The 12,605-nt window shown below is 38.3% G+C and carries 14 protein-coding genes; 11 read left to right on the top strand and 3 right to left on the bottom strand.

Features of this window, described 5'->3' with window-relative positions; all coding sequences use genetic code 11:
- Nucleotides 1-10 precede the first annotated feature (10 nt).
- Both treC and treR read left to right on the top strand, forming a co-directional pair.
- Nucleotides 11-1,696, top strand: coding sequence for an alpha,alpha-phosphotrehalase (gene treC / locus BLR62_RS01110; protein ID WP_090792029.1), 1,686 nt, complete (start codon nucleotides 11-13; stop codon nucleotides 1,694-1,696).
- Between the two features lie 24 nt (nucleotides 1,697-1,720).
- Complete coding sequence (treR, locus tag BLR62_RS01105) at nucleotides 1,721-2,437, top strand: trehalose operon repressor (protein WP_090792026.1); 717 nt, start codon at nucleotides 1,721-1,723, stop codon at nucleotides 2,435-2,437.
- Between the two features lie 73 nt (nucleotides 2,438-2,510).
- Here treR and trhA read toward each other — a convergent pair whose 3' ends face one another.
- Nucleotides 2,511-3,152, bottom strand: a complete 642-nt coding sequence (gene trhA, locus BLR62_RS01100) for a PAQR family membrane homeostasis protein TrhA (protein WP_090792024.1) — start codon at nucleotides 3,150-3,152, stop codon at nucleotides 2,511-2,513.
- 130 nt (nucleotides 3,153-3,282) lie between these two features.
- On the opposite strand from trhA, the gene BLR62_RS01095 reads away from it, so the two are divergent.
- The 4 genes from BLR62_RS01095 to BLR62_RS01080 all read left to right on the top strand — a co-directional run bounded on the left by BLR62_RS01095 (nucleotide 3,283) and on the right by BLR62_RS01080 (nucleotide 7,456).
- Nucleotides 3,283-3,849: a DUF1836 domain-containing protein gene (locus BLR62_RS01095; RefSeq protein ID WP_090792021.1), complete on the top strand. Its 567-nt coding sequence runs from the start codon at nucleotides 3,283-3,285 to the stop codon at nucleotides 3,847-3,849.
- 85 nt (nucleotides 3,850-3,934) lie between these two features.
- Nucleotides 3,935-4,432: an Lrp/AsnC family transcriptional regulator gene (locus tag BLR62_RS01090; RefSeq protein WP_090792018.1), complete on the top strand. Its 498-nt coding sequence runs from the start codon at nucleotides 3,935-3,937 to the stop codon at nucleotides 4,430-4,432.
- Entirely contained in the window at nucleotides 4,429-5,616 is a 1,188-nt protein-coding gene (locus tag BLR62_RS01085; protein WP_090792015.1) for an aminotransferase, read from the top strand. The genes BLR62_RS01090 and BLR62_RS01085 overlap by 4 nt, the downstream gene beginning before the upstream one ends.
- Nucleotides 5,617-5,785: 169 nt before the next feature.
- Entirely contained in the window at nucleotides 5,786-7,456 is a 1,671-nt protein-coding gene (locus BLR62_RS01080; RefSeq protein ID WP_090792012.1) for a formate--tetrahydrofolate ligase, read from the top strand.
- A gap of 48 nt (nucleotides 7,457-7,504) precedes the next feature.
- On the opposite strand, the gene BLR62_RS01075 is transcribed toward BLR62_RS01080, so the two are convergent.
- Nucleotides 7,505-7,795 (bottom strand): HesB/YadR/YfhF family protein, encoded by a 291-nt coding sequence (locus BLR62_RS01075; protein WP_090792010.1) that lies wholly within the window; start codon nucleotides 7,793-7,795, stop codon nucleotides 7,505-7,507.
- Nucleotides 7,796-8,261: 466 nt separating this feature from the next.
- Here BLR62_RS01075 and BLR62_RS12530 point away from each other — a divergent pair, with 466 nt between their 5' ends.
- On the top strand, nucleotides 8,262-8,879 hold the full coding sequence (locus BLR62_RS12530) for a response regulator transcription factor (protein WP_245719364.1): 618 nt from the start codon (nucleotides 8,262-8,264) through the stop codon (nucleotides 8,877-8,879).
- Between the two features lie 44 nt (nucleotides 8,880-8,923).
- Here the strand turns inward: BLR62_RS12530 and BLR62_RS01065 are convergent, their stop codons facing one another.
- Nucleotides 8,924-9,517: a YbbN family protein gene (locus BLR62_RS01065; protein WP_090792004.1), complete on the bottom strand. Its 594-nt coding sequence runs from the start codon at nucleotides 9,515-9,517 to the stop codon at nucleotides 8,924-8,926.
- A gap of 184 nt (nucleotides 9,518-9,701) precedes the next feature.
- Here BLR62_RS01065 and BLR62_RS01060 point away from each other — a divergent pair, with 184 nt between their 5' ends.
- The 4 genes from BLR62_RS01060 to BLR62_RS01045 all read left to right on the top strand — a co-directional run bounded on the left by BLR62_RS01060 (nucleotide 9,702) and on the right by BLR62_RS01045 (nucleotide 12,593).
- On the top strand, nucleotides 9,702-10,850 hold the full coding sequence (locus BLR62_RS01060; RefSeq protein ID WP_090792001.1) for an MFS transporter: 1,149 nt from the start codon (nucleotides 9,702-9,704) through the stop codon (nucleotides 10,848-10,850).
- 10 nt (nucleotides 10,851-10,860) lie between these two features.
- Nucleotides 10,861-11,628 carry a threonine/serine exporter family protein gene (locus BLR62_RS01055; protein ID WP_090791999.1) on the top strand — a complete coding sequence of 256 codons (768 nt, stop codon included), beginning with the start codon at nucleotides 10,861-10,863 and terminating at the stop codon, nucleotides 11,626-11,628.
- A 25-nt stretch (nucleotides 11,629-11,653) separates the two neighbouring features.
- Nucleotides 11,654-12,124, top strand: a complete 471-nt coding sequence (locus BLR62_RS01050; RefSeq protein WP_090791997.1) for a threonine/serine exporter family protein — start codon at nucleotides 11,654-11,656, stop codon at nucleotides 12,122-12,124.
- 64 nt (nucleotides 12,125-12,188) lie between these two features.
- Nucleotides 12,189-12,593: an OsmC family protein gene (locus tag BLR62_RS01045; protein WP_090791992.1), complete on the top strand. Its 405-nt coding sequence runs from the start codon at nucleotides 12,189-12,191 to the stop codon at nucleotides 12,591-12,593.
- Nucleotides 12,594-12,605: the final 12 nt, after the last annotated feature.

The raw sequence follows: 12,605 nt of genomic DNA, 5'->3' as shown, positions 1-12,605 counted from the left end.
ATGATGAAACGTGAGTCAACCATGGTGGCAAGATGCAGTTGTCTATCAAATTTATCCGAAGAGTTTTAATGACACAACAGGTACAGGAACTGGTGATCTTAACGGTATTATTGAAAAATTAGACTATTTAAAAGAGTTAGGGGTAGACGTTTTATGGTTAACGCCGATTTACGACTCACCCCAAAATGATAACGGATATGATATCTCAGATTATTATTCAATTTTTCATGAATATGGAACGATGGACGATTTCGACCGATTATTAGATGAAGCCCATAGTCGAGGGATTAAGATTATTACTGATATTGTGGTTAACCACACATCAACAGAGCATGCTTGGTTTAAAGAATCCAAATCATCAAAAGATAATCCGTACCGTGATTTTTATATATGGAAAGACGGTAAAGGGAGTCAAGAACCGAATAATTGGCAATCAAAATTCGGGGGTAATGCTTGGCAGTATGATGAAACAACCGGTCAATATTATCTTCATTTATTTGATGTGACACAAGCTGATTTAAATTGGGAAAATGAAGCGGTTCGTGATGCGGTTTATGAAATGATGAATTTTTGGCTAGATAAAGGTGTTGATGGGTTTAGATTAGATGTCATTAACCTTATTTCGAAAGATCAATCGTTCCCGGACGATGATGGTTCAGTACCACCTGGAGATGGTCGTAAGTTTTATACAGATGGACCTAAAGTACATGAATACCTTCATGATATGCATAAAAACGTATTCCAAGGGCGCGAGGTGATGACAGTTGGTGAGATGTCATCGACGACGATTGATAGTTGTATTAAATATACACGCCCAGAACGTCAGGAACTTGATATGACCTTCAATTTCCACCACTTAAAAGTTGATTATCCTAATGGTGAAAAGTGGACAACAGCCCCATTTGATTTTCAAGCATTGAAGCGTATTTTAAGCGAGTGGCAAGTGGGGATGCATCAAGGCGGAGGTTGGAATGCTCTCTTTTGGTGTAATCATGATCAACCAAGAATTGTTTCTCGATTTGGTGATGACCAGACGTATCATCGTGAATCGGCAAAAATGCTTGCGACAACGATTCACATGATGAAAGGGACACCTTATATTTATCAAGGTGAAGAGTTTGGGATGACAAATCCTAAATTTGATTCCATTGATCAGTACCGAGATGTTGAGTCATTAAATATGTATCGGATGAAGCAAGAAGAGGGTATGAGTGAGTCTGAAATTTTAGCAATATTAAAAGAAAAGTCACGAGATAATTCAAGAACACCTGTCCAATGGGATGATACGAAGCACGCAGGTTTTACAGACGAGACGCCGTGGATCGATGTAGCGTCTAATTACCAAACAGTTAATGCAAAAGAAGCGTTAAAAGATCCGGATTCAATTTTTTATCATTATCAAAAGTTAATTCAACTAAGAAAAGAGTATCCGATTATCACAACAGGTAATTACCAATTGATTCTAGAAGATGATCGTGCTATCTTTGCTTATGTGAGACAAGATACCGATGAAGCCCTAATTGTGTTAAACAATTTCTATGGTGAGACGGTTTCATATGATGTAACATCAGATGTAGAGATCGATGAAAGTGGTGAACTCTTAATTAGCAATTACACAACCCCAGTGGGTGATGCGAAAAAAGGGGAACTACGCCCATATGAATCAGTCGTATATCGAGTCAATCTACGCTCATAATTCAGTAAGTAAGGGCGATTTAGCATGAAGAATAAATATTTAGTGATTTATCAAGAATTAGTTGAGCAAATAGAAGATGGTGAATATAAAGTTGATGAATTACTCCCATCAGAAAATGAGTTAAAAGAGACGTTTGACACCTCACGTGAAACGATTCGAAAAGCATTAAACCTCTTATCACAAAACGGGTATATCCAAAAAGTAAGAGGGAAAGGATCTGTTGTGATTACGCGTAATAAATTCGACTTTCCTGTATCTGGACTGGTCAGTTTTAAAGAGCTATCTGAAAAGCTTGACCAGAATGCAGAGACGGTTGTGCATGATTTGACGTTAACGAATCCTTCGCGTCATTTGCAGCATCAACTACAGGTTACAAAAGACCAAGAGATTTGGCGTGTCGTTCGTGCGCGACATCTCGCCGGTGAATCGGTTATTTTGGATAAAGATTTCTTAATCAAGGAGCACGTTCCACACTTAACGGAAGACATCTGTAAAGATTCGATTTATACGTATCTTGAAGGTGAGTTAGGCTTAAAAATTAGTTTTGCGAAGAAAGAAATCACAGTCGAAGAGCCAACATTAGAAGATAAAGAGTTATTGGATTTTGAAGGGTTTCACAATATAGTTGTCATTAAAAACTATGTGTATTTAGACGATGCGACCTTATTTCAATATACTGAATCAAGACACCGTCCTGATCGTTTTCGATTTGTAGACTTTGCAAGACGCCATCAATCTTAGTCGACTTTCATTTTATATTAGAAAGTAACCCCCTCACCGAAGCGAATTCGCTTGAATGAGGGGGTGTTTTTCATTATAAAACATAAATATAAATAGATAAGAAGTGTAACAAGGAGCCTGCAAGAATAAATAAATGAAAAATTTCATGAAAACCTAAATACTGACTTTCTAGCCATTTTGGTTTTAATGCATAAATAACCCCACCAAGCGTATAAACAATCCCGCCGAATAGAAGAAGTAATACGCCTGTTAATTCAACTTGTCTTAAAAGTGAAGGTGCTGCAAAAACAATGATCCAACCCATTAATATGTACAAAAGCGTGGATAAAAAACGTGGGCAGTGAAACCAGATGAACTTAAACAATAATCCTGCAATCGCAACAGACCATATGATGGTAAGTAAAAGCAAGCCGCGTTCATCGCTTAAGGCAATTAAACAATAAGGCGTATAAGTTCCGGCAATTAAGACAAAGATCATCGCGTGGTCAATTCGTCTCCATTTTAAAATACGATCAATGGATCCGTTAATGCCGTGATATGTCGCAGAAGCGGAATAAAGAGCGATTAAACTAAGTCCAAAAACAATGACTGATAACGTATCGATCCATCCGGCGTCACTTGTTTCAATAATCATGGCTATCATTGCAAAAGCGCTAAGAATAGCGCCAAACAAGTGGGTGAGACTGTTAACGGGTTCTCTTAATTTTTTATTCATTATACTCACAACCTTATACATAGTTTTAATAACTACATAACATAATACTCTTATATTTATTTTTGTCAACATTTACTATATGACGCAGTTAAGTTATACTAATCTTACTTAAGAAATAGGAGATGATCATATGATCGATATTGAGCGTTTGTTAAGTCACCATAAAGATCGCTACATTAAAATAGAAGATATTCCATCTCTCGATCTTTATATGGATCAAGTGACACAGCTATTTGACCAAACGTATCATGAAACAAAGCGTGACCCAGAAGAGAAGATTTTAACAAAAACAATGATTAATAATTATGCAAAAGGGGATCAATTCCTGCCTGTAAAAAATAAAAAATATACAAAAGAACATATTATGTTGATTCAATTTATTTATCAATTAAAAGGTGGGCTTTCATTAGCGGATGTCAAACAAACGTTAAAACCACTGGTGAATGTGATGAAAGAAGATGATGTGGATGTAGAGTCCCTCTACCAGACATATAGTGATTTAATGGAAATGCAATCTGAAAACTTTGAACAAAATATTAAAAAGCTGCACCAAGAAATTGACGCTGAGACAAAGGAAGATGATACGGATCATTTGTTACTCATTTTGTCATTAATTCATTACAGTAATATGTACAGAAAACTAGCCGAGAATTTAATTGATGAGAAATTGACTTCAGCTGATGGCCAAGAAACTTAATTATATTTACGTATGATCAAAATTATAGTAAGATGAAAGAAATTTCTAAAAAATCACACGACTCAAAATAAGAAGGTGAAAGACGATGGAAGCAAAAGAGATTGAATTATTACAATTATTAGAAAGTAACGGTCGTCTAAGTGATGAGACGATTGCGAGTATGATTGAGTTAGACAAAGAAGAAGTAACCGCTATGATTGAACGCCTTGAGAATGAATGCTCTATTTTGGGTTACTCTACATTAATTAACTGGGCAAAAGTATTGAATGAAGAAGTGGTAACAGCAATGATCGAAGTGAAAGTAACCCCGACAAGAGGCAAAGGGTTTGACCAAGTAGCTGAAAGAATTTATCGCTTTGAAGAAGTAAAGGCGCTTTACTTAATGAGCGGCGGTTATGATTTGTCCTTAACGATTGAAGGCAATACAATGATGGAAATTAGTCGATTTGTATCTGATAAGTTATCGACGCTCGATTCTGTTGTATCGACCGTCACACATTTTGTGTTGAAAAAGTATAAACATGATGGTGTTATTTTTGAAGATCAACAAGATACAGATAAGCGAATGGTGGTTTCACCATGACAGAATCAGATAATCATTTTGTTGCAGACCATATACAAGATTTAAAACCATCAGGGATTAGACGTTTTTTTGACTTAGCTTCACAAATGGATAACGTCATCTCACTCGGTGTAGGTGAGCCTGATTTTGTGACACCTTGGAATGTGATTGAGGCAAGCTATCATTCTTTAGAACAGGGCTACACGGCATATACTGCAAACGCAGGATTGTTTGAACTAAGAGAAGCGGTCTCAAACTTTTTAGCAACCGAATACCACGTTTCTTACCGTGCTGAGGATCAATTGTTAATCACAGTCGGTGCCTCACAAGCTATTGATGTCGCGTTTCGAGCGATATTAAATCCAGGTGAAGAAGTAATCGTAATCGAACCGAGCTTTGTATCGTACATTCCTGCTATTGAATTAGCTGGAGGTAAACCGGTTGTCGTTGAAGCAGAAGAAACATTTGAATTTAAAGTTCAAAAGGAACAGATCGAAGCGGCGATCACACCGAATACAAAAGCCATCCTGCTATGTAGCCCGAACAATCCAACCGGAGCCTCTCTTGATGAACAAGATTTAAGAGCGATTGCGGGTGTTGTCAAAGAACATGATCTCGTTGTTGTATCGGATGAGATTTATGCCGATCTTTTATACGATGATGTGTACACAAGTTTTGCTTCAATTGATGGGATGATCGACCGGACGATTTTGATCTCTGGTTTTTCTAAATCATTTGCGATGACAGGCTGGCGGTTAGGCTATGCTGCAGGACCTGCATCGATTATTAAAGCTATGACGAAAATTCATCAATACACGATTATGTGCGCACCAACCATGGCGCAATATGGTGCACTAGAAGCGCTTAAAAATGGGCGCGTAAAAGTGCAAGAGATGAAGAATAGTTACCGTCAAAGAAGAAATTATGTCGTCAAGGCTCTTAATGATATGGGATTAACGTGTCATTTGCCTGGGGGCGCTTTCTACGTATTCCCTTCAATTAAAGCAACAGGCATGACATCTGAAGCTTTCGCTGAAGCGTTATTAGAAGATCAAAGAGTCGCTGTTGTTCCAGGAAATGTGTTTGGTGCGAGTGGCGAAGGATACATTCGCTGTTCATACGCAGCTTCTATGAAACAGTTAGCAGAAGCGATGAAGCGGATGCGAGAATTTATGAAAAAAATGAACTTAGTGGATGAGTCATAGCGACTGATCCACTTCATTTTAAAATCATTAATGCTCAATCATTCACAATTTATGAAAAGACAAACTTTATTAAGGTATAGCGATACAATAATACGAGAATGTGTTATAATACGAATAATTTAATAAAAAAACATAAAATCGTACGTTTTTAAAAAGAAGGGATGAGTGTATGTTATCAGATTTAGATATTGCACAACAAGCGAATTTGAAGCCGGTAGAGGAAATTGCTAATCAATTAGGTTTAGAAGAGCATGAATGGGAGCCGTATGGTAAAGATAAAGCAAAAGTAAATTTAGATGTGATGGAAAGGCTAAAAGATCATAAAGATGGTCGGGTTGTCTTAGTAACATCTATTAATCCAACGCGTGCGGGAGAAGGAAAATCAACGGTAACAGTTGGACTCGCTCAAGCATTGCGAGCGCGGAATCAAGATGTGAGTGTGGCGCTTAGAGAACCCTCTTTAGGGCCTGTTATGGGGATTAAAGGTGGAGCAACTGGTGGCGGTTATTCTCAGGTTGTACCGATGGAGTCTATTAACCTTCATTTCACTGGGGATATTCATGCAATCACAACAGCGAATAACGCCTTGTCTGCATTTATTGATAACCATATTTTTCAAGGGAATACGTGTGAAATTGATACACGACGCATTTCTTGGAAACGTGTTGTTGATTTGAATGATCGTGCGTTAAGAGATGTCGTGGTCGGTTTAGGCGGCCCGAAACAAGGGGTACCCAGAGAAGACGGCTTTAATATAACAGTTGCTTCTGAGATTATGGCTGTATTGTGTTTAGCGACAAGCTTAGCAGATTTAAAAGAACGGCTCGCACGAATGGTTGTTGCTTACCGTGCTGATGAGACCCCAGTAACTGTTAAGGATTTAGGTTATGAAGGGGCATTAACGCTTCTATTGAAGGAAGCTTTTAAACCCAATTTAGTTCAGACGATTGAAGGTGTCCCGGCTTTTATTCATGGCGGCCCTTTTGCGAACATTGCTCATGGCTGCAATAGTCTAATTGCAACGAAGATGGCAAGCAAATTATCGGATTATACAATCACAGAAGCCGGATTTGGTGCAGACCTCGGTGCTGAAAAGTTTTTAAATATAAAAGCGAGGATTGGTGACATTCACCCGGATGCGGTTGTGATTGTTGCAACACTTCGAGCGTTGAAGCTACACGGTGGCGTAGCTGAAGCTGATTTGAAAGAAGAAAATGTTGAGGCGATCAAGCGCGGCCTTGTTAATTTGGAAAAACATATGGAGACGATTGAGGCTTTCGGTTTACCATTTGTTGTTGCGTTAAATCAGTTTGATACAGACACAGAAAAAGAACTCGAATATTTTAAAAACTATTGTGAGCAATCTGACGTTGACTATTCGCTCACAACGGTATGGGCAGATGGTGGTCAGGGTGGGCTTGATTTAGCTGATCAAGTCATTAAGACGGTTGAATCTAATGAATCTAATTTTAATCCGCTGTATCCGCTTGATCTGACTTTAGAAAAAAAGATTGAAACAGTTGCTAAGCGAGTATATGGTGCGAGCGGCGTGGAATTAACAAAAGAAGCGAAAGCACAATGTGAAGCATTCGAAAAAAATGATTGGGGTCATTTACCGGTTTGTATGGCTAAAACACAGTACTCGCTATCTGATGATCCGACGGCTTTAGGTCGGCCTCGTGACTTTACAATAACGATTCGAGAGCTTCGTCCGTCTGTTGGTGCTGGTTTTATCGTTGTCTTGACCGGAGATGTTTTAACCATGCCTGGTCTGCCAAAACAACCAGCGGCGCTTAAGATGGATGTTGATGACGATGGTGAAGCACTAGGTTTATTTTAATTTTAAAACTCGCGTTGATTTTAGACGCGAGTTTTTTAATGTGTCATATTAATCAGTGATAAATTCGATTTCATCTCTTTTTCTAGAGTATTTGACGTGTAATCGGTTGTTTTTAAAATACCACTGGTCTTTCTTTTCGATAAAAAAGATAATACCATCGATCTCCCTTTTGGCGAGTGGTTCATACGGTTCGTCTTGCATGCTTATTCCAAGTGAAAATCCAGGTTGGATCGATGAATGTCCCCCGTATCTAACAAAAAAACGGAGGTAATCACCCTCTTCTAAATCCATTTCATTTTTAAACCACTTGATCGCAGGTTGTGTGAATGTTATCTCCATTATGTTTCCTCCTATGGTTATCATGTCTTGTACTTCTTCTTATTAAATATGTTAGCAGAGATATGGTCAGTTACCAAATCAACTATATTTGTTGCATTTGTCAAAAAGTAGCAAAAATAATGATTTAGACCTATAAAAAAATCAATATTTCATTTTGAGTCTAATGGCACAGTATTATTTATGGCAATATGTCTAGTGTTTAGGTTGAAATGAGGAGGCAAATACTATTTCTAAAGTCTCCATACAAAAGTCATTAATTATAAGTGGTATTATATCTGCACAAGGGAACGTCTCTTTAAATCAATTGATTCGGTTTGAGATTAGTTGACCCTATTCGTTATAATAAGTAACATGAGTTATAGGTTGGCTAGTAAGCGTACAATGAATAGGTTAGGTAGGCTCCTCACTAGGGTTTGGACGAATACATACAGAAAAGAAGTGATTAGTTAAAATGAAACTCTTATTTATGAAAAAAAGCTCATTGTTACGTGATGGTATGGTAGGTTTGTTGCAAAGACAATTTCCTGACATCGAGGTAGAATGTTGTGAAGGAGGTTCTGAAAACAGTTTAAGAGAAATGGAATCATCGGTTGATCTCGTTCTTTTGGATCTCGATGTATCTAGTGACGTGAAAGAATGGGCTGAGCTCTTTCAATCAATGGAGAAACAGGTCATTGTATGGGTTGATCAAGCTGACCGAGAAAAACTAAAACCGCTGTTTGATTTAGGTCTTAATGGGTATTTTTGTTCAGAGATGACCGAACGTGAACTTGCTCAAGCGATCGAGTGGATATTGAGTGGTCGAAAGTTTATTCATCCATCTCTTGGTCAATGTTTGCTAGAATTACATATCGAGATGCAGTCTAAAGAATCAAACCCACCTGGTGAACTGCTATCAAATCGAGAATGGGAAGTGCTGGAATTGCTTGTAAAAGGATACAGCAATTTTAAAATTGCAGAAGAACTTTTTATATCAGATAAAACAGTTAAAAACTATGTTAGTTCTATTTTACATAAACTCGCTGTTCCTGATCGTACGAATGCTGTATTAACAGCGCTTAAAAACAAGTGGTTATGTCTATAAGAAAGGCGCTCAGATTGATAGATGAGCACCTTTCTTTATTTTATTTAATTTTCTTCTAATAGTTCAACACTTTCTTCGTCTCCAAAAGCATAATCGACTACATTGTTATTTTCAACTCTAATTAATGTAGGTGTTCCAGCAATATCAAGCTCGCTTGAATCATCGGGTGATCTGTTTAAATCAGGGGTTTGGTTGATCGCAACAATTTCATTGTCCTCTGTGACCTCTAATCCCCAGTCAACCGAATCGTCTTCTAGATACTCTTCTATATCAACAAAATATTCTTCTTCTCCGTCAACGATCTCACCAACAACTTCATTATAAGTATCTTGATGTGCTTGCCAGTCATACCATAATGATTGGTTTTGTTGTTCGTTCATATCCACAAGGTAGATAGGTAGATCGCCTTCATTGGCGTATTGAACGATATCATCTTCAATAATTTCGCAGTAGTGACAACCTTCTTGCCAAAAGTAAACAAGGTAGTCATGATCATTTAAGTCTAATGCTTCTTCTCCATCTATTGTGTCAATATCTTGTGCGCTTTGAACGGTGTTATCACCAAATTGAGTCAATATAATTAACAATCCAAATAAAAGAACGACGATCGCTGTAATTGTAAAACCTGTGCGTTTCATTGAGCTTCTCCTTTACTCTTTTTGTCTAGTATAGCATATATTGTTAGAGACGAAAAAACTAGATTATAGTGAAGGGTCTGGTATCAGAGAATGAGTTTGTGGAAAGTCTGACTTCTGCCTTTCCAATCATTACAAAAAGCCGTATAATAGATCACTAGATACTACAAGATAAGGGGAGAATTATGTGAACAATCAAACTTCACTCGTTCCATTGAAAATGCTTTTATTTAGTTTTCATGGTGCGAATACGATGGTCGTTAGCTTTTTGCCATTACTGTTAACGTATCGAGGATTAAGTGGACAAGAAATTGGCTTTATACTGGCTATTGGTCCAACGATATCGATCATCGCGCAACCGTTTTGGGGCTTTATGAGTGACAAATATCAAACCATGCAAAAAATCTTAATTATTACAGCGATTGGTTTAGTCGTGAGTAGTGCGATCTTTTTCCAGATGACAACGTTTTTACTCATCTTTATATTCGCTATTTTCTTCTACTTCTTCCAATCATCGATCGGACCGCTTGCTGATAGTCTCGCGCAAAGAAGAGCGCATATGCTAGGGATTCCGTTTGGGTCAATTAGAACGTGGGGATCTATTGGATTTGCGATTAATGCTTTACTTGTTGGTGAACTGATTGATTGGGTCGGTGTTCAGTATTTAGTTATACCATATGTCTTTATGGCGTCGATTGTATTAATCGTTAGTTTTCGTTTAGCTGATGTGGAAGTAAAGGCGAAACCCGTACAACTGGGTGATGTTCGTATTTTATTAAAAAATCATCGCTTACTCCTCTATTTATTAATGCTTTTGTTAGTAACGATTACACACCGAGCCAATGATAACTATATTGGTCTCTATATTAGTGAATTAGGAGGTCGTGATAGCCTTGTAGGCTGGTCATGGTTTATGGGGGTTGTCAGTGAAGCGCTCGTTTTTGCTTTTGCAGGTAAGTGGTTTAGAAAATTCCATCCATTAATTTTTATGGTAGGAGCGGCTTTAATTTATGCCACAAGATGGTTTTTATACGGATATTTCACAGAGCCACTCGGGATTGTCGCATTTCAATTTATGCACGGTCTATCCTTTGGTGTTTTCTACCTCGCAGCTTTCCAGTACGTCTCTCGACTTATTCCTGAAAAACTACAGGCGACAGGTCACTTATTGTTTACGACCGTTTTCTTCGGTATATCAGGTATTGTCGCATCGCTAGGCGGTGGTTATGTTTTAGACACATTCGGAGGGACAACGTTGTATTACATATTAGGTATTATGGCAACGACAGGTTCTGTCTTAATTATTTTATATCACGCTGCATTTTCTAAGTATTAAAGGACGGATCATGATAGAAAGAAAAGAGGTGAGCGTTTTGCAAGAACAAACGATCATTAATGTTTGTTTATTGGCAGGTCGTATTATGTTAAAAAGCGGTGCCGAGACGTATCGAGTAGAAGATACGATGGTGCGGATTGCAAATGCATATGGACTCGAGTATGCTCAATCACACGTGACACCAACAGCGATCATGTTCGCCTCATCAACAACAAATCCGACAAACTTTGTCCGTATTGTTGAGCGGGTTACGGACTTACACAAGGTCAGTCAAGTTAATAGTGTCTCTCGCCGCATATCAACAGGTGATCTAACGCTTGATGAGGCTTGTGATGAACTTGAAGAGATTGAAATGCAAAAAAATACATACCCTGTATGGGTGCAATTATTAGCAGCGGCTGCAGCGAGTGGTGGTTTTACGATTATGTTCCAAGGAGCGTGGTCAGATTTCTTTCCTGCTTTGGTTGTCGGTTCTATGGCTTATGGTGCGATGCAATATTTCCACCGGACACTTAAGGTACGTTTTTTTGCAGAATTTTTAGCTTCCATTATTCTTGGTTTTCTTGCCTATTTATTTAGTCAATTCGGAATAGGGGCTGATATTGATAAAATCATTATTGGTTCTGTCATGCCATTAGTGCCTGGGTTGTTGATTACAAATGCTGTTCGTGATTTGATGGCGCATCATCTCGTTTCAGGTATTGCTAAAACAGCAGAAGCAGCGCTAACAGCACTCGCAATTGGAGCGGGTGTTGCAGCTATTTTTTTCATTGTCTAACTTAATTAGGAAGTGAGAGGGTTCCATGATTGAGCAATTGATTGTTAGTTTTGTTGCAGCAGCGGGTTTTGCTGTTATATTTAATGCACCTAAAAATACATTATTTCCTTGTGGGCTTGTCGGTATGGCAGGTTGGTTTATTTACACACTTTTAACGAGCTTTGGTATTGAAGCGGTTGTTTCAACATTGGCAGGGGCATTCGTGGTGGCAGTTATATCACAAGTATTTGCAAAATGGTTTCGCACCCCGATTATCATTTTTAATGTGGCTGGTATTATCCCACTCGTACCTGGTGGATTGGCTTATGATACGATGCGTCAGTTTGTAGAGAATAATTACGACGCAGCGATTCCTTTAGCTGCTAGAGTCATTATGCTATCCGGTGCGATTGCGCTCGGTTTGGTATCGTCAGAGGTGATTAATCAAATGATACGCAATGCAAAATGGAAACATTATCAAAGTCGCTATGATCGGAAAGGGCTGACAAGGTCTTAAGCGGTTTTGTAAGCGTAAAAATAGGGCATGTTATAATAGAGATAAAAACGAGGAGGGTAATGTGATGATTACTTTAAATAAACGATCGGATCAAGCGCATGAAATTGAAAATGAAAAAGGTTCAATTTCTTATGGAGCAAGTAGCAAAACAGACGTGGATGGATTCTCACCGGTTGATTACTTGTGCAGTTCGGTGGCAATGTGTATCGGATTAACGCTAGATGCAATAATTGAACGTGATCAAATTGACATTGAGGGTTATAAGATTGACGTTTCAGTAACGAAAGATCCTGACGCACGTCCTAGCCGAATGAAGTCGATGGCTATTCATGTCGAGTTTAATGGTGAACTTGAAGAAAAAACGCGTAAAAAATTAGAAAAGTCAGCTAAACGCGGTTGTACAATTGGACATACCCTCGAGCATGGTATCGCGATTGATATGCAGTCAGAAGTGTTAACATCATCGTAAGGGAGTGGTTAG

Origin of the sequence: Pelagirhabdus alkalitolerans, from assembly GCF_900096905.1 — a bacterium.
GTDB lineage: Bacteria > Bacillota > Bacilli > Bacillales > Amphibacillaceae > Pelagirhabdus > Pelagirhabdus alkalitolerans.
Note: the sequence above shows the minus strand (reverse complement) of the source record. Positions and strands in the feature narration are given on the sequence as shown.